The organism is Spirosoma lituiforme, from assembly GCF_054776635.1.
In genome coordinates this window covers 579249-595838 of sequence record NZ_BAAHBO010000001.1, presented here as the reverse complement: position 1 = coordinate 595838, position 16590 = coordinate 579249, and the positions used below count along the sequence as shown (strand labels likewise).

Sequence of the window (16590 nt, the reverse complement as noted above, 5' to 3'; positions counted from 1 at the left end):
CATCACTTACCGCCCCCGCTAATGGTGGGGTACGATCCGGTTATTATGTTTTTTTGGGCGACCACCGGACTGGATACCACGATACCCCCGGTCCTGAAACTCCAGCGTTTACGGCCCGTGGCTGCGTCGACGGCGTAAACATTGTAGTCATTACTGCCCACGTAAACCACACCATTGGCCACTACGGGTGTCGAATAAATATCATAGTTCGTGCTGAACGACCATAGTTTGCTGCCCGTGCTGGCATTGACCGCGTAGAGATTATGGTCTCGGCCGCCTACGTAAACAATTCCATTGGCAACAACCGGGCTGGAATAAATGGCGGTATCGGTCTCAAAAACCCAGCGTTGCTGGCCGGTCAATGCATCGAGGGCATACAAACGCTGGTCATTGCTGCCAACATACACAGTCCCATTGGCAACGACTGGACTGGAATCGACGGCCCCGCCGGTTTTGACCGTCCAGCGCTGCTTGCCCGTGGCGGCATCAAGTGCATACAGCTTCCCTTCCCGACTTCCAATATAAAGCAAGCCATTCGCAACGGTCGGACTGGAGAGTATGTAATATTCCGTACTGGAAATCCAGCGCGGGAGGCCCGTAGCCGCATCGAGCGCGTAAATTCGGTTATTTTGGCCGCCAATGTAGACCAGGCCATTCGCAACGGTTGGGCTGGAGTAAAAGCCAAACGGACCCGTAAACAGCCAGAGCAGACTCCCAATGGTGGCATCAATGGCGTATACGTTGCCATCCTGACTGCCCACATACACGATGCCGTTCGCCAGGGTCGGGCTGGAATAAACGATTCCGCCAGTCTTGAACGCCCACTTTTTGACGCCGGTATTCCCGTCGATCGCATACAGATTGTAATCATTGCTGCCTACATAAACCATTCCATAGCCAACGGCCGGACTCGACTGAATGGATGTGTCGGCCCTGAAAATCCAGCGGGGCTGCCCAGTGGTTGTGTCCAGGGCATACAGGTTGTTGTCGAAACTGGCCGCGTAGACAACCGGGGCCGAAATTGTTGCGGACGATGGCGTTGTAGCGGTAGCGGCAATGGGCGGGGTTACCGGCGCGGGTGTGTTTAGCGTAGACGCTGGCTTACAGCCTGACAGGCTGGTGCTCAAGAGACTAACCAAGATGAGTAGCAGGCCAGAAAGTCGGGCCAGGGCGAGTAAAGCAGGCGGATGGCTTCTCATGTAAGAGCAAAGGCCGGACCCTGACAAATATACCTTACCGGATTGTTGTACCTATACCTCCGGCATGAGCAGTGCAACAAAGTGCTTCTGGTTGAGCGGAAGGTTGTCCGGCGTCCAGTCTACGTCGCTGAGAAAAGCAAAGGCCCGAACGGGGCAGTTAGCCACGCGGCAGTAGTGACAACATGCTTTTTCGCAGGGATCGGTGTGCACAAAAATCTCGACTTCGCCCCGAAAACCATCTTTGAGGGTATCTTCGAAATGATGCACTTCCTCGTGTACTTGGTTCAGTTTCCAGTAGTAGGGCAGCGTCAGGTGGCAGTCGATGTGCAGATCGGCACCGTACTTCTGAACGCGCAGGTTGTGCACATCGATCCAGTTCCGGTCTTTGTGCACATTCAGCAGATTAACGACCCGGTGCAGCGTTGGTACGTCGGCTTCATCCATCAGCCGCGCTACCGACTGCCGGGTGATCTGAAATCCATTGTAAATGATAACGATGGCGATCAATAGGGAAAGAACACTGTCGATCCAGTGATTGCCCGTGTAGCTGACCAGCGCCACCCCGATCATGACGACGATGCTGCTAAACGTGTCCGTGAGCAAGTGTTTGCCATCGGCGGTCAGCGCGGCTGAGTCGGTTTGTTTGCCCGACCGGATGAGCATCCAGCCAACAAAGGCATTGGCCACGGCGGTCAGCCCGATCAGGGCGAATCCCCAGTCGAGGTTAGCAAGTACTTTGGGTTCGAAAAAGCTGAGGATCGACTGCCAGATGATGACCAGACCCGCCGAGAGAATCATGGCACCTTCGAACCCTGAGGAGAGAAATTCGATTTTTCCGTGGCCGTACGGGTGGTTCAAATCGCGGGGTTGACCGGCGAGGTAGATGCTATAAAACGCAAACCCACTGGCAATGACGTTCACGATGGATTCGATGGCATCGCTTAGAATGGCGGTCGAGTAGGTAAGGAAATAAGCCGTGAATTTAAGAACCAGCAACGTGATGCTCAGCCCTAGTGAGATGCCCATCCAGCGGTATTTCGTTTGTTGACTGGCACTCATGAAGCTCGTGGTACGGGGTCTATAATACGGTCGGGTCAATCGTCGGAAACGATTTGAACACGGCAAAGGTAACGATTTGGTAGGGGAAAGTTGGTGTTCGTGGCCGCCGGATTGCGTACCTTTTACCACGAACAACGCCTTAAAACAGCTATCGGGTTACTTTACTCTCTTAGTTCCCAGCCAGTTAGATCGGAATGCCTGCATGGCAGGCGTCAGCGTGAGGTCCGCTTTTTCGTATAACAGCACCGATGTTGCCGGGTTTTCGGCCAGCGTAACCGGAACCGTTTTTGCTTCGCCCCGGTGGGTATAACTTACCTGAACAACATCGCCGGGCTTGTGTTGCGCCAGTATGGCCTGCAGCGCTTCGGTTTTTGCCACGGCTTGCCCATCCACCGCTGTTAGGATATCGTCCATATCGAGGCCCGCCTTGTATACCGGCGTTTCCCGAACGGTATTGCCGAGTAGCGACAGCCCGCCGTTCACTTCGGCGTAGCGAACCGATCCCATCCAGGCCTTCCCTGCCTGCGCTTTTTTGACGGCAAAGCCCGCTTTGGCCAGCAGGGAAGCATAATCGATGGTTTCGTGGCCGCGAATGTAGTTGCCGAAAAAAGAATGGGCAAACTCGGGGGTTGTCAGGCGGGCCAGTTCGGTCTGCAGGCCGTCAACAGTGTAGGGCTGCTCGGGTTTGCCAAACCGTTTCCAGACCACCTGCATGTACGTATCCAGCGACTGGTTACGCTGGCGCAATTCAAGGTCCAGCGCCAGCGCCACCGCAGCCCCATAGGTGTAATACGAGGTAAACATATTGCCGTAATTCGTTCGGTCAATGGACACCCCGGCATCGACAAACACGGCATGGCAACTGGCATCAATGGGCGAATAGTGGGTAGCGCCGGGCGTTTGCTGCTTCGTATAAACGAGGCTGGCCAGTGTATTGGCATACTCATCAATTGGCGTGAAGCCCGCCCGAACGAGCAGCAACTCGCCGTAGTACTGCGTAAATCCTTCGGCAAACCAGAGTTCGTAACTCATGTTGCTCTTCTCGAAATTGAAGGGCTCCAGCGTTTTGGGCCGGATGCGCTCGACATTCCAGCCGTGAAAAAACTCGTGCGCAAATACACCAAACACCTTCTCGGACCCGGTGAAGGCAACCGGAACGGTAATCATCGTGGAGTTGCGGTGTTCCATCCCATCTCCCCGAACGTACGGATTCAAACTCGCCAGAAATGTATAAGTACCGTAATCGTAGCTCGGGAATTCGCCGTAAACCGCCTTGGCCTGGTCCACGATACGGGCAATTTTTTCGGCAAATTCACCCGCCGTTGAATCGGCAACGGCAGCTTCCAGCGCCACCCGGAACGTAACCGGCTTGCCATCGGTATTGGTTCGTTGCCACTCCTTAACGGCCAGCTTTCCGATCTTCACCGGCGAGTCCATGAAGTATTGTAAACCGGGGGCCGTGAATGTGTAGCGATCCGTGGTAGGGACCAGTTGGGTTGCCACAACGCCCATGTTACTGTCTGGCAGGTTGAATTGTACGGTAATAGGCCGTTGATCGAAGCCCTTGACCCACATGAACGTGGCGGGCATATTCAGATGAATGCTCTGAGGGTCAATGCCCATGTACGTGCCATCGGGATAATTGCCGAACAGCGTATAGCTGAGCTTGATCGTACCCTTGTGCGTTGGTAAGGTATACACATCGCCCTCCGTTCGAACAACTGTCAGGGGGTGGTTCTGCGCATCGACCGCCCGAACGTCGTAGACATTTTTACCGAACTCGTGGGTAGCGTACCGCCCCGGCGAGGAGCGGCTCATTCGAAACGTTGCCGTTTGTTTCGGTAACTGGGAAACGGTCAGGCTGATCCGGGCTTCGTGGTGAATGGCATTCGGGAACGACACATCGTAGCGAATGGTCTGGGCAAGGCCCGAACGAATCAGCAGACTGGAAAGGAGAAGTAAGACGGGGATTTTCATATGGAGACGCAGGAGGTCAAAATAGGCAAATTCGGGTCAATTTAAGGGTAGCGCACGAGAATAAGGCAACCTGATTGAAGACTGGTAGCGCCAAAAAGGCGGCATGCCTTGTCACAGTGTATGGGTTAAAGGTGATAACTTAGCGCCTTACTGGGAAAGTGTCCGGCTGTTGAGACGCCAAAAATGTGTCGACAGCTGATCCTGCTCTCAACTAGAGAACTGTTTTAGCTTCTGTATGAATTCAACTGAAAACCCCTGGCAAACGCTCAATTCGGCGATAACCTACGAAAATCCCTGGCTGTCCATTCGGCACGAAGAGGTCGTTACCCCGGCTGGTACACCCGGCATCTACGGCGTTGTCAGTTTTAAAAACAAAGCGGTTGGCGTGATTCCGATTGATGCCGACTGCAACACATACCTCGTTGGACAATACCGGTACCCCCTGAATGAATACTCGTGGGAAATTCCCGAAGGTGGCTCGCCGTTGGGCACCGACCCACTGGAGTCAGCCAAACGTGAGTTACAGGAGGAAACGGGTCTGGTGGCTCAGAAATGGACAAAAGTTGCCCGCATTCATACGTCCAACTCCGCAACCGATGAAGAGGGTTTTTTATACATCGCTGAAGAACTGGAGCAGGGCGACCACGCGCCCGAAGAAACGGAAGACTTGCGGGTCTGGAAACTGCCCCTTGTCGAAGCCGTCGAGATGGCCATGACGAGCCGAATTACCGATTCGCTCAGCGTGAGTGGTTTGCTGATCGTTGCGCGGCTGCGGGGAATTTAAACTTAGTGAGTGGTCTGTGGTTTGTAGTTTGTCGGTACTGCCCCAGGCGATCGGGGCTGGTGCAGGAGCAACGACAAACCATAAACTACCAACAACAAACAATAATTTGCCTGTGTTTTTACCTATTCTTTTCGGTTTCCTGGTCGGCGTTGCGCTCTGTCTGACATTTGGGACGGTATTTTTTGCCCTGATTCAGAACAGTGTCGATAATGGATTTCGCTCTGGAATGAAAATTGTTCTTGGGGTTATTACCGGCGATACCCTGTTTGTGCTGGCCGCTCTGCTGGGCACCGCCTTCCTTCCTAAAATTCAGGGTTTCGAGAATTTCATGGCTATTGTCGGGGTGCTGTTCCTGGTGGCGATGGGCCTGGTCAATATCCTGAAAGGAACGCCCCGGCTGGCGTATCCCAAAACAAGTTTTGGCAATTTTATCTATTACTTCACCACCGGCTTCTTCCTGAACGCACTCAACCCCGTCAATTTCGTGTCGTGGGTAGCCATTGTCGCCTACCTCCGGTCGCACATGCACTATTCAACGGGGCAACAGTACGCTTTCATGGCTGCCGCTCTGGTAGGAGTTTTCGTAACCGAATCAGCACTAGCTTATTACGCTAACCGGCTCAAACGGCTCTTTACGCCCCGTGTCGTCCTGATTTTCAACCGGACAACGGGCGTTGTTTTCCTCATCGGAGCCGCCAACATCGCCTATACGCGGCTGCTTGAACCGTTATCGAAAGCGCTGAACTGGTAAGATGAGAGGAGTAACAAATGATTACTCCGGGGTCATCCTTGCATTTGATAAGAAACTACGTGCTTTTGTCCATTCATTGGGTAGTATAATACCTGTATTTGTTTCACCTTCTCGAGTATTTACCATAACGGCACCTGTGTACAGTTGTAGTCATGAAAAGTAGAGCCGGGATTGTTGAGCAATTAGGGGAAGGACTTCGGCCAATGGGGCTTTGGTGGCTCAGCTTATGGCTGCTTTTAGGCTTGACTACTACCCAGGCACAAGATATCTCTGGTTACTGGCAGGGTATGGAACGCGACAGCAACAGCCTGGCTAATCCCTATCCCACTTCCCTGACCATTGTCCAGAATGGTAATACCTTCAGCGGTTTCTACTATCAGTCGATGGCAGGTACTCCCCAATATAACGTTCTGTTTGCCATCGAAAAGGGGCAGTTTGTCAACTACGAAGGCTCATTCGAGATCAACGTTCCGATTCAGCAGCATTCACTGTCTGGTGGCTTTTGGTGTACGGGCCTGATTACGTTTACGTATAATCCCGAACGGCAGATGCTACGGGCAAAAACCACCTACAAGCAATGTGAATGTACGCCTTCGGTAGTTGAACTGTATCGAGCCAGGCTAAAAGCTAAAGACCCCTTTTGCCCAACCGATATCAAAGACCTCTATGTCATTGGCTTTGACGTTCATTGGTACGCCGACCCGCAGGGCCAGGTGCTTCTGCAAGAAGGTAGCGCTTACCGGCCTACTTTGGACTCAACCACTACTTTTTACATTACGCAGGGCGTGTTGGGTAGTGAGACGCCGACCGTTCCTGTGGTCATCAATGTCAATAAGATGACAATTGCGAACCCGGCTTCCGTTGAGGCACTGTGTGCAACGGGTAAAGGTCAATTGACTGTTGACGCAACTGGCAAGCAGCCCCTTTTGTATAGTCTGGACAGTAGCCCCTATCAGTCGTCGCCCAGCTTTGAGTTAATCAAATTGGGTAGTCATCTGCTTACCGTCAAAGACAGTTCAGGTTGCCAGACCACACAGGCCGTTGAATTCACCAACAACTGTGAGAATAATATTTTCCTGCCAACGGCCTTTTCCCCAAACGGTGATGGGGTGAATGATGAGTTAAGTCTTTGGTTTGGCCTTAGCTGGTTGAGGCTAGAAGCGTTTTCTATTTTTGATCGATGGGGTCGTTTGCTCTACCATGATGAACAGTCCAGAACGCTTCAAAGCGGACAGGCCCTGTGGTCGAGTCAAGCATCTGGTGCGATGTTATTGCCCGGTGTTTATGCCTATCGGTTACAGGTTATTACGCCAGCGGGCCAGCCACTAACTCTGGAAAACAGCCTGACCGTGATTAAATGAATGGATTATGGCATTGCTTCTTAGTGTAGTCTGTCTTTAATCTTGTACCGTAATGGCACCTACACAACGACTTTTGTGCGGTATCCAAGCGTATTCAATAGAAATAGTGGTTAATCCAATAAACTAAATGTACCATGAATAGAAACAAATTTGCGTTAATGCTGCTACTGCTTGGTGTGAGTCAGACCTTGCTTTTTGCTCAAGCTAAATCACAACAAATGGCAACGGTGCATCTATATCAGGGGAAGGCTTTTGGCTTATTTTCGGCATAATATCGTGTTTATGCCGATGGTAAGCTGCTCTGCAAACTAGGTCGAAACAGTCACTGTCAGGTTGTTCTTCCTACCGGTACAACTAAATTTACAACTAAGCCTCCCTTTTTAGCTTTAGGCGCTCGACCAACTTTAAGCCTGGATCTGAAGGCAGGTAACGCGTATTATTTACAAGGGGATGCCAAGTTTGAGTTATTTCCACCCAATGGGCCACTAATCCTCACTGAAGTAGTATCTAACTCAAATAAATTAGATCAAATTGATCGTTCTAAAACGGAGCGTTCACTATTAAGCTAATTGAATAAATAGTTGGTTTACTTGTAAATAACGAATTCATACTTCTTACTTGCTGTTTATTTGAAAGCTACTCTAGTAAAATTACAAGTACACCATTTTTACTGAACTACCCTCAACGCACAGGGAATTGCACTATCATCAGAAAAGTCGTGATAAACGAAAAGTGCTGTGTTATGGAAGCGATTGTAGTATTGTCCGTTACCTCCCACTGGCACAAAACCATCATTAACCGCGTCGTGGGTCAACGTTCCAAAAGTTTCTAAATTCTCATGCCAAGCTATCTCACTAACTAGTTCATCGCTTTTGCGAACTCGTATTACCAGTTGTGAAACTCCACTTTCTTTCTTGTAGGTATAAAGAGTGCCTTCAGGTCCTTTTTTGCTCAAGACTAGTTTGAACCGCTTCCTGCTTAGTATGTTTGTTACGGTTCTTTCGTGTTTCAGAAGCAGTCCTTTTAGCTCATGGTAGTCGAGCACCAGCCTACCCGTAGCTGATTGCGCTTTTATCGCTTGGATAGGTAACAGTAGTTCAAGACAAGTCACTGTAATTAAAATCTTACTGAGGATATGCTTCATATTCATTCATTTTTTTCTTATTTAATTGGATGAATATTCCTGTCAATATGCATAAAGTAAGACATCGAAATTGTTGTACAAGCGCCAATGTGCTGATGAAAGGTTTTGCGTACATTGACGCAAGAGTTTTACCAAACTTTATATTGCTGCAAAAATGAGCGTATTTGCCTGGCTGTTTCGTCCGAGTGCGAAATGAATACGTAATGGTTTGCTCCCTTAATGACAATCACTTTACCCACGGCTACTTCTTTCTTAAAGCGAATCTGTTCATCGATCAGTCTCCTTTTAATTAAGGGGAACACGTCAATAGCTCTTTTTTTATTGCCAGCATCTAATCTGGTATAGAGCGGAGTTACTTCCAGCGCCGAACGGGGTTCTGCATAGATAGCTAACGCAGGGCAATGGACACGGCAGTAAACAGGAGATTCTACCTGGCCAAGAATGGCGTCACTCACAAAGGCAGGTGACATATCGCCTGCATAGTTGCCTTTTTCAGAGAAAAGGGCAACCTGACTTATCTCGTCGGCATCAGGAGATAAATCAATACCTTGTACTTCCTTTAAGTAGTGGTAATACGTTTTTTTGGCGTAATTGCCTTTGGCCGGAAGGGTATAAATAGGGCCGCCTGGTAAAGGTTGATTAACATAAGTACGGTCATATGCTGCATCCAGATAGACTACTTGCCTGACTCGTCCAGGATGCTCAGCGGCAAACCGGGTTATCTCTTCTCCGGCGATAGAATGCCCGATCAGACTAACTTTATCTAAGTGCAGATTATCGATTACGGCTACAATATCATCCGTGAGCGTTTTTGTATCATAGCCGCTTAGAGGATGGTCAGAAACTCCGAACCCTCGGCGTGTCAAGGCATAAACACGAAACTGGTCGGTAAGCTTCGGCGCAAATTCGTCATAAATATGAGCGGTATTACCCAGGCCGGCTAGTAAAAGAATCGGTTCGCCCTGGCCACCGTAATCCAATAGCTCCAATCCATTTTGCGTACTGCCTGTAACAAACTTTGCTTGGTGAACAGGCATTTGTCGTTTGTGCTCAGATGAGCAATTGGAACAGATCAGGCTAATCCAAAAAAGATGGAAATGAATAGAATACATGGTGTTCCACTGCTGTTGAGTTTGCTCTTGCCAAACGGCTATATAAGCATCTTGGCCGTTACAAAATTTTATGCTATGTAAAAAGCAACAGTATATACAGGCTGGTTTAATGCAGATCTTGTGGAAATAGGCACCATCTGGACTCATTCATAAATGAGCACAGGATTCTTTCAGCCACTGTTTATACTTCCCTTAGTCGCTACCGTCAGCGTCTTTACCCATACTACCGGCCTGGGGCAGACGAACAACCAGCACAGACAAGTGGATACCACTGCTTACGCGGTTGTTCAGGTTCCGCCTGAATTTCCGGGTGGCCCCGATGCAATGTTTCAATTCATCCAATCGACTAGTCTGTATCCCATCAGTTTGACGAAGGGTTCCTTAATGGTCGTGAGACTCTTAGTCGAAAAAGACGGCTCCATTTCAAACGTCCAGATCACCCACGCCGATGTAGCTAATGAGTTGATAGTGGAAGCTAAGCGGATCATCAACAGGATGCCTAAGTGGAAACCTGGCTCTCAGGATGGTCAATTACTTCGAGCATATACCTCCGTTCCAATACGATTTTTGAAAGCTAAATAATACTGCTCACCTCTGTTGCATAAGTAGGATTAGAATAAAGGCGTATTGCGTTTTATTACCACCAGATTCGCCTGCCGGAGAGGTAGTCTGGGAAGACTTAAACCACGGGTGCAACGTAGTGTCAATTCCTTAAAACTGACACTACGTAAACGCCATGAGCATCCATTATTTGCTCAAAAACGCTTCCCATTCGGCAATCAGGCCTTTTTTTAGTACGCGGGGAAACTTGTTCTGGCCACCCATTTTGCCGCGGGAGGCCATCCAGTCGTAGAAGGTTTGGGTGGGCAGTACGGTAACGCTGATGTCTTTCAGGGCATGTCGACGCTCAACCGCATAGTCGTCGTTTAGTTCTTTCAGCTTGGCATCCAGGCGGTCTCGGAGGTCGTTGGCGTCTACCGCGTCATTGGTGCCGATGTACCAGTGGTGAGCAAACAATGTATCGTGAGTTACGCCCGCTACGGTGAACTCCCGGATGGAGATGCCCAGCTCATCGGAAACCATCTCGATGGCCTTGTTCATGTTATCCACCGACAGGTGTTCACCACACAAACTCAGAAAGTGCTTGGTGCGGCCGGTAATGACGATTTCGGCCCGGGTTTTATTGACGAACCGAATGGTATCGCCAATCAGGTAACGCCACGCACCGGAACAGGTCGAAATCAGAAGAGCGTATTCTTTACCTTCTTCGACGTCGTCGATCATCAGGGTTTCGGGAGCTTCGGTCAGCTCGCCATCGGCCGAGAAATTCTGTTCGTTGAACGGAATAAACTCGAAGAACAGCCCATTGTTAAGGACTAACTGCATGCCCTCCGCATCGGGGTGAGTCTGATAGGCAATGAAGCCTTCCGAAGCCAGATACGTTTCGATGTACGTGATCGGATGAGCCAGCAGCTTCTCGAACCCCTGCCGATACGGCTCGAAGGAAACGCCCCCGTGGCAAAACACCATCAGGTTCGGCCAGATGTCGTGGATGGTTTTGACATTGTACCGCGCAATGATCTTCTCCATCAGCAACTGAATCCAGGCTGGTACACCGACCACATACCCGATATCCCAACCGGCCGCCTGTTCGGTGATTTCGTCCAGTTTATGGGCCCAGTCGCGCTCCTGGGCAATATCGCGGCCAGGTTTATAAAATCGCTCAAACCAAAGCGGAATTTTACTGGCCGTGATGCCGCTCAGATCGCCTTCGTAATGGCCCTCCCGAACGCTCAGATCCGTGCTGCCCCCCAGCATCAGGCATCCTTTTTCGTAAAGCGTTGACGGAAGGTTCTGGTACTTTCCGAGGGTTAGAATCTGGCGGATACTGGTCCGCTGGATGGCTTTCGACATCGCCTTGGTAACCGGAATGTACTTGGTCGCGGCTTCTGACGTACCCGAACTCAAGGCAAAATATTTTACTTTTCCCGGCCAGGTCACATTAGGTTCTCCAGCCAGCGTTTTTTTCCACCACGTATCGAACATCTTGTTGTAATCGTGGATGGGTACATGCTGCTTGTATTGCTGATAGAACTCCCGTTCGGTGCCAAACTCGGCCGCCCGAAGCAGGTCATCGAAGTGATAGGCTTCCCCAAATGCGGTGAACTGCGCTTTTCGTATAAGTTTACGGAAGACTTTACGCTGCTGACGAAGGGCATTGAACTTCCGCAGTCGGACGACATTCGATAATCGAATCCCGTTTTTGAGCATACTACCTAGTAAAGCCATGGTTATTAATGATATAGGATGTATGATGTAAAATGTATGGTATATGATGTATAGTCCGCATCATATACCATACATCTTACATCCTTACAAATTCCATTCTCTCAACTCGTCCAGCATTGGGTACGCTGTCAGGTCATACTTACAGGGTACAACGGAGGTGTAGTTTTGAGACAGGGCATATTCGTCCGTGTCTTCGGCGTGGGTGTCGAAATTAACGAAATCACCGGCCAGCCAGAAGTACCGACGGCCGTGCGGATCGCGTCGCTCGTCGAAAACTTCCTGCCACTTGGCGTTGGCCTGCCGACAGATTCGAATGCCTTTCAGCGGCTCGGCGCTACGGATCGGGAAGTTCACGTTCAGGGCCGTACCCCGCGCCATACCCCGTTCCAGTACGTTCCGGGCAATGGTGAGGATGTGCTCATGCGTGTGAGAAAAATCGGGTTGCTGCGTAAAGTCGCCCAGCGAGAAGCCAATCGCCGGAATGCCTTCAATGGCGGCTTCGATGGCGGCTGACATCGTACCTGAATACAGAACACTGATGGAGGAGTTGCTGCCGTGGTTGATACCGCTGACCACCAGATCAGGCGCCCGGTCTTTCAGGACGTGGTTCTTCGCCAGTTTGACACAATCGGCGGGCGTACCGGAGCATTCGTAGGCGGGTACATCGCCAAAAATAGCAGATGGATAGAGACGAATGGGGTTCGCAATCGTGATCGCATGACCCATGCCCGATTGGGGACTGTTCGGGGCGACGACCACGACCGAACCAAGTTGTTTCATCAGTTCAACGAGGGTACGGATGCCATGCGCAGTAATACCATCGTCGTTTGTAATAAGAATCAGTGGTTTTTGTTCGGACATAAAAGCTGTGTTGTCAGGTACACTCGTCGATACCGGGTGCTGGTCAGCGGCTTACGGGCGGTTACCGCTTTTGGGCCATCCACGAGTAATTTTGCTGCCGCTAAGCTACGCAAATACGGCATACAGATGGATGAATCTTAATCCTGAAACCTTGTTTGCCGGTCCGTTAAGCCTGATGCCGTTTCTTAAACTGAAGCGGATTTTCGCCCGTTACCCGCCGGAAAATTCGGTTGAAATACGACAGGCTGTCGAAGCCGCACGCAAAGCAGGCATCCGATACCGTGTTATCCAGCAGTAACAGTTTTTGAGCCTGATTGATCCGGTACTGGTTCAAAAATTGCGTAAACGTGAGTCGGGTCATGCGCTTGAAATACCGGCAGAAAGCGGCTTCCGTTAAATTAGCTATCGCGGCTACTTCCGGTATGGATACATGGCGGGTATAGTGCTCGGCAATAAACTGATTTACCCGTTTTAATCGCTGCTGTTCGTTTAGGTTATAGGCACTGGCCACGGCTTCGCCCTGTAAAGGGGTGTATTCAGTGCTGGTTGCCAGGAGTTGAAAAATGGTCAGCAGCAGCATCAGGCGCTCAAAAGGAGGGAGGTTGGCCAGTCGATTCAGCCGTTCCCCAACGACCCGTTTCGTTTGCCCATAAAAGGAAATCCCCGACCGGGCGCGTTCAAATAGTTTCGCGATGGCCACAAACTCGGGTGCCTGCCAGAACACCTCACCCAGAAAGTGTTCCTTTAATTGCACAACCACCTTGCTGTGGTCAGTTTTGACACCGTAATCGAAGTTAAGGTGAGGAATGTTAGGGCCAATGAAGACCAGGTCACTGCCTTCGTAACGCGAAATATGATCCCCGACATGCCGCGTACCGTTAGCCCCCTCAATGTAAACGATTTCATATTCAGGGTGGTAGTGCCACAGGAAAACATCGCTCAGGTGAGGGGTAAGCAACAGATGGAACGAACTGTCGGTATCGGGGCTGATTTGCTCAAGCGCGACTTTCATAAATCAGATGATTTTGCTGTCAAATGACACAAATCGGGGGTAATGTCAAGCTGAAGAGCAATATAGTGCAAAAACTGGCTAGTATCGTCTTAACGTCTTGTTCACTGCATTGACTACTTTTGAGTCAATAAAAACACCTAAACATCCTATTGATCTATGGAAACGATGCAGCCCGCAATGGCCCCGGCAGGAATGCCCGTTAATGCGCACAAAGACATTCCCGGAAACCCCTCAACGGCCACCACCAGTAAACTTAAACTCAATGACCGGCCCAACCGGGAGCCTCTGCGCGTGTTGTCTGAGGAAGACTGGGCGTTCTGGAAAGAAAACGGATACATCGTGATCAAACAGGCCGTACCCAAAGAAAATGCCGATCGGCTGGCCCGATTTATTTGGGAGTTTGACGAGAAAGACCCCAACGACCCAGCTACCTGGTATGCTCCGTCCCGGGCCGAAATGAAGATGAAAGAGCTGACCAACAGCGGCATGGTTGAGTTGTATAACCACCAGTACGAGTGGGACAATCGGCAGTACCCGCGGGTCTACGATGCGTTCGTTGATATATGGGGCACCGAAAAGTTGTGGGTAACCATCGACCGGGTCAACCTGAATTTTCCTGTTCGGCCGGGGCACGAGTTCAAGGGGTTCATACACTGGGATTACGATCCCGAAACCCGCCCACAAAACGTGCAGGGCGTACTGGCGCTGGCCGATCAGACGGACGAGAACATGGGTGGTTTTCAGTGCCTGCCCGAACTCTTTCGCACCTACGACACCTGGAAACTAACCCAACCCGCCGACCGCGACCATTTTAAACCCGACACGACCGGATTTGACTTTGTGAAAGTGAAAATGGAAGCGGGCGATCTGCTGATTTTTAACAGTACGCAGCCCCATGGCATACGGCCCAATCGATCGACGGATAAGGTGCGGATTGCCCAGTATATCTCCATGATGCCCGCCGAAGAAGACAATGAAACCCTGCGGCAATGGCGGATCAGATCCTGGCGGGAGCGGCAGGCTCCTGAAGGTTACGCGTTTCCGGGCGACCCCCGGAACTGGGAAAAAGAGCGTGAGCAAACCGCCGAACTCTCGCCCCTAGGCCGGAAACTGCTGGGTTTGGACACATGGTAAAGAGCGAAAGAGTGAATGAGTGAATCAGTGAAAGAGCGAAAAACCTCCGGCAGGCCTTTCGCTCTTTCACTCTTTCGCTCTTTTTTCACTCTTTATTTACACCTTCTGCCCTTGTCGGCTTTTATAACCCTGAACAGGCGAGTAACTCTGGGTTTGTTTGCCGTAGTAGCCTGTTCCGTCGTAGGCGCGAAGATTCGGGTCCTGTTTGCAGGCGTCGGTACAGGTGCCCCCATGTTCATTGCCGCAATCGTCACAGAGCGTTACATGATTATTGCAGACCGGACTGGCGCAATTGATCATGCGGCTGGTGGGCGTGCCGCAGCGGTAGCACACGGATACCGTCTCGGGGTTTATGTGGTTGACTGGCACTGTAACGCGGTTATCAAACACGTAGCACTCCCCGTCAAAATCTTCGCCACCCGTTTCCAGGCCATACCGGATAATGCCGCCGTGAAGCTGGTAGACGTTCTCAAAGCCCTGGGCGAGCAGGTAAGCCGACGCTTTTTCGCATTTGATGCCGCCTGTGCAGTAGGTAATTATCTTCTTGTCTCGCAGGTGATCAATTTCGTGAACGTGATTTGGTAAGTCACGAAGGTTTTCCATGTCGAAGGTGATGGCGCCCTTAAACTTGCCAACCTCATGCTCATAATTTGACCGCATATCGACCAATACGACATCCGGGTCATTTTTGAGTTGCCGAAACGCGTCCGGTTCCAGGTGAATTCCCGTTTGCCGACGAGGATCAACCGGTAGATCGGAATGAACGATTTCGGGCTTTACCCGGACGTGCAGTTTTTGAAACGTGTGCCCGTCACTTTCGTCGACCTTGAAAGCGACGTTGGCAAATCGGGGATCAGCCCGGAGCGTGTCCATGTACGTTTCGCAGTCGGCAGTCAGCCCGGACACCGTACCGTTCAATCCTTCGGGAGCCACAATGATACGCCCGAGCAGGTTCAAGTGCAGGCACAGCAAATGATGCTCTTCCCGGTATTGCTCCGGATTTTCGATGGGCGAATAGATGTAGTACAGAAGGACTCGGTATGGTTTCATAAGTACAGGCAAAAGACCGGGCTGCCTCAGTGGCAACAATGAAAAAAGGGCACGCAATCGTTTTCTATTACAAAATTAAACCCAATTTGCGAAAGTTCATTCGTTGCCGACCGGAAGAGAAAAATCCCGTTCCGGTCGTCTTTTTCTTTATCCCCTTTTATGCACATTGCCATTACTGGAAATATCGGGGCTGGCAAAACAACGCTGGCCGAGCAATTAGCTGAACATTATGGCTGGGAGGTTTTGTACGAGGCCGTTGAAGGAAATCCGTACCTGGCTGATTTCTACAGTGATATGCCCCGCTGGGCGTTCAATCTGCAGGTGTACTTTCTGAACAGTCGGTTTGCGCAGGTCAAACGAATCGTCGACATACAGCAGTCCAATCAACGGCACCAGGACCAGTCGCATACCGTCGTACAGGACCGAACGATCTACGAAGACGCGGCCATTTTTGCCCGGAATCTGTACCAGAGCGGGGATATGCTGGAGCGTGATTTTAAAACCTATCGCGATTTGTTTGCCAACATGACGAGTTTCGTGCAGCCCCCCGATCTGATGATTTACCTTCGGGCCAGCCTGCCTAAACTCCGGCAGCAGATTCAAAAGCGGGGCCGGTCGTTCGAGCAATCCATCAGTGACGAGTACCTGAACAGCCTGAATCAACTGTACGAAGAGTTTGTCGGTTCGTATCAGCTGGGGCCTTTGCTCATCGTTGATGTTGACGGCATCGACTTCGCGAAAAATCCGGCTGACTTCACCCGGATTCTACGGCAGATTGACTTGAAATTAATCAAAGAAGTATAGGCATCGTGCTAGCCCGGCGAACCTGATGGGCAAGCATATTGGCAATCCTTATA

Annotated in this window: 16 protein-coding genes; 7 read left to right on the top strand and 9 right to left on the bottom strand. The window is 50.6% G+C overall.

All coding sequences use genetic code 11. The annotated features are described in order from the left end of the window. Positions 1–2: 2 nt before the first annotated feature. The 3 genes from ACYU87_RS02490 to ACYU87_RS02480 all read right to left on the bottom strand — a co-directional run bounded on the left by ACYU87_RS02490 (position 3) and on the right by ACYU87_RS02480 (position 4235). Positions 3–1199, bottom strand: a complete 1197-nt coding sequence (locus ACYU87_RS02490; RefSeq protein ID WP_461132441.1) for a beta-alanine-activating enzyme beta-propeller domain-containing protein — start codon at positions 1197–1199, stop codon at positions 3–5. A 51-nt stretch (positions 1200–1250) separates the two neighbouring features. Beyond that, positions 1251–2258 (bottom strand): cation diffusion facilitator family transporter, encoded by a 1008-nt coding sequence (locus tag ACYU87_RS02485; RefSeq protein ID WP_461132440.1) that lies wholly within the window; start codon positions 2256–2258, stop codon positions 1251–1253. A gap of 156 nt (positions 2259–2414) precedes the next feature. Next, positions 2415–4235, bottom strand: coding sequence for a M61 family metallopeptidase (locus tag ACYU87_RS02480; RefSeq protein WP_461132439.1), 1821 nt, complete (start codon positions 4233–4235; stop codon positions 2415–2417). A 235-nt stretch (positions 4236–4470) separates the two neighbouring features. Between ACYU87_RS02480 and ACYU87_RS02475 the strand changes: the two genes are divergently transcribed. The 4 genes from ACYU87_RS02475 (at position 4471) to ACYU87_RS02460 (ending at position 7403) form a co-directional block, all read left to right on the top strand. Beyond that, positions 4471–5019, top strand: coding sequence for an NUDIX domain-containing protein (locus tag ACYU87_RS02475; protein WP_461132438.1), 549 nt, complete (start codon positions 4471–4473; stop codon positions 5017–5019). A gap of 112 nt (positions 5020–5131) precedes the next feature. Next, the gene (locus ACYU87_RS02470) at positions 5132–5770 is read left to right on the top strand and encodes a LysE family translocator (protein ID WP_461132437.1); all 639 of its coding nucleotides are present in this window, start codon (positions 5132–5134) and stop codon (positions 5768–5770) included. A gap of 152 nt (positions 5771–5922) precedes the next feature. After that, complete coding sequence (locus tag ACYU87_RS02465; protein WP_461132436.1) at positions 5923–7131, top strand: T9SS type B sorting domain-containing protein; 1209 nt, start codon at positions 5923–5925, stop codon at positions 7129–7131. 134 nt (positions 7132–7265) lie between these two features. Beyond that, positions 7266–7403, top strand: a complete 138-nt coding sequence (locus tag ACYU87_RS02460; RefSeq protein ID WP_461132435.1) for a hypothetical protein — start codon at positions 7266–7268, stop codon at positions 7401–7403. A gap of 395 nt (positions 7404–7798) precedes the next feature. Here ACYU87_RS02460 and ACYU87_RS02455 read toward each other — a convergent pair whose 3' ends face one another. Both ACYU87_RS02455 and ACYU87_RS02450 read right to left on the bottom strand, forming a co-directional pair. Then, positions 7799–8275, bottom strand: a complete 477-nt coding sequence (locus ACYU87_RS02455; protein WP_461132434.1) for a hypothetical protein — start codon at positions 8273–8275, stop codon at positions 7799–7801. A 128-nt stretch (positions 8276–8403) separates the two neighbouring features. Then, positions 8404–9312 carry an alpha/beta fold hydrolase gene (locus ACYU87_RS02450; RefSeq protein WP_461132433.1) on the bottom strand — a complete coding sequence of 303 codons (909 nt, stop codon included), beginning with the start codon at positions 9310–9312 and terminating at the stop codon, positions 8404–8406. A 228-nt stretch (positions 9313–9540) separates the two neighbouring features. On the opposite strand from ACYU87_RS02450, the gene ACYU87_RS02445 reads away from it, so the two are divergent. Then, positions 9541–9969 (top strand): energy transducer TonB, encoded by a 429-nt coding sequence (locus tag ACYU87_RS02445; RefSeq protein WP_461132432.1) that lies wholly within the window; start codon positions 9541–9543, stop codon positions 9967–9969. A gap of 165 nt (positions 9970–10134) precedes the next feature. Here the strand turns inward: ACYU87_RS02445 and ACYU87_RS02440 are convergent, their stop codons facing one another. From ACYU87_RS02440 to ACYU87_RS02430, 3 genes are all read right to left on the bottom strand, one after another. Then, a complete protein-coding gene (locus ACYU87_RS02440) occupies positions 10135–11676 on the bottom strand; it encodes a GH3 family acyl-acid amido synthetase (RefSeq protein ID WP_461132431.1) in 1542 nt (513 codons plus the stop codon). 84 nt (positions 11677–11760) lie between these two features. Further along, positions 11761–12537: a 5'/3'-nucleotidase SurE gene (surE, locus tag ACYU87_RS02435; RefSeq protein ID WP_461132430.1), complete on the bottom strand. Its 777-nt coding sequence runs from the start codon at positions 12535–12537 to the stop codon at positions 11761–11763. A gap of 166 nt (positions 12538–12703) precedes the next feature. Then, positions 12704–13549, bottom strand: a complete 846-nt coding sequence (locus ACYU87_RS02430) for a helix-turn-helix domain-containing protein (protein WP_461132429.1) — start codon at positions 13547–13549, stop codon at positions 12704–12706. Positions 13550–13705: 156 nt separating this feature from the next. Here ACYU87_RS02430 and ACYU87_RS02425 point away from each other — a divergent pair, with 156 nt between their 5' ends. Then, complete coding sequence (locus ACYU87_RS02425; protein ID WP_461132428.1) at positions 13706–14683, top strand: phytanoyl-CoA dioxygenase family protein; 978 nt, start codon at positions 13706–13708, stop codon at positions 14681–14683. Between the two features lie 96 nt (positions 14684–14779). On the opposite strand, the gene trhO is transcribed toward ACYU87_RS02425, so the two are convergent. Then, positions 14780–15733: an oxygen-dependent tRNA uridine(34) hydroxylase TrhO gene (gene trhO / locus ACYU87_RS02420; protein WP_461132427.1), complete on the bottom strand. Its 954-nt coding sequence runs from the start codon at positions 15731–15733 to the stop codon at positions 14780–14782. A gap of 159 nt (positions 15734–15892) precedes the next feature. On the opposite strand from trhO, the gene ACYU87_RS02415 reads away from it, so the two are divergent. Continuing rightward, a complete protein-coding gene (locus ACYU87_RS02415; RefSeq protein WP_461132426.1) occupies positions 15893–16537 on the top strand; it encodes a deoxynucleoside kinase in 645 nt (214 codons plus the stop codon). Positions 16538–16590 lie beyond the last annotated feature (53 nt).

Excerpts from the sequence above, each read along its gene's own strand:
- ACYU87_RS02490 (WP_461132441.1), bottom strand. The coding sequence starts at position 1,199 with ATGAGAAGCCATCCGCCTGCTTTACTCGCCCTGGCCCGACTTTCTGGC.
- ACYU87_RS02485 (WP_461132440.1), bottom strand. The coding sequence starts at position 2,258 with ATGAGTGCCAGTCAACAAACGAAATACCGCTGGATGGGCATCTCACTA.
- ACYU87_RS02480 (WP_461132439.1), bottom strand. The coding sequence starts at position 4,235 with ATGAAAATCCCCGTCTTACTTCTCCTTTCCAGTCTGCTGATTCGTTCG.
- ACYU87_RS02475 (WP_461132438.1), top strand. The coding sequence starts at position 4,471 with ATGAATTCAACTGAAAACCCCTGGCAAACGCTCAATTCGGCGATAACC.
- ACYU87_RS02465 (WP_461132436.1), top strand. The coding sequence starts at position 5,923 with ATGAAAAGTAGAGCCGGGATTGTTGAGCAATTAGGGGAAGGACTTCGG.
- ACYU87_RS02460 (WP_461132435.1), top strand. The coding sequence starts at position 7,266 with ATGAATAGAAACAAATTTGCGTTAATGCTGCTACTGCTTGGTGTGAGT.
- ACYU87_RS02455 (WP_461132434.1), bottom strand. The coding sequence starts at position 8,275 with ATGAAGCATATCCTCAGTAAGATTTTAATTACAGTGACTTGTCTTGAA.
- ACYU87_RS02450 (WP_461132433.1), bottom strand. The coding sequence starts at position 9,312 with ATGCCTGTTCACCAAGCAAAGTTTGTTACAGGCAGTACGCAAAATGGA.
- ACYU87_RS02445 (WP_461132432.1), top strand. The coding sequence starts at position 9,541 with ATGAGCACAGGATTCTTTCAGCCACTGTTTATACTTCCCTTAGTCGCT.
- ACYU87_RS02440 (WP_461132431.1), bottom strand. The coding sequence starts at position 11,676 with ATGGCTTTACTAGGTAGTATGCTCAAAAACGGGATTCGATTATCGAAT.
- surE (WP_461132430.1), bottom strand. The coding sequence starts at position 12,537 with ATGTCCGAACAAAAACCACTGATTCTTATTACAAACGACGATGGTATT.
- ACYU87_RS02430 (WP_461132429.1), bottom strand. The coding sequence starts at position 13,549 with ATGAAAGTCGCGCTTGAGCAAATCAGCCCCGATACCGACAGTTCGTTC.
- ACYU87_RS02425 (WP_461132428.1), top strand. The coding sequence starts at position 13,706 with ATGGAAACGATGCAGCCCGCAATGGCCCCGGCAGGAATGCCCGTTAAT.
- trhO (WP_461132427.1), bottom strand. The coding sequence starts at position 15,733 with ATGAAACCATACCGAGTCCTTCTGTACTACATCTATTCGCCCATCGAA.
- ACYU87_RS02415 (WP_461132426.1), top strand. The coding sequence starts at position 15,893 with ATGCACATTGCCATTACTGGAAATATCGGGGCTGGCAAAACAACGCTG.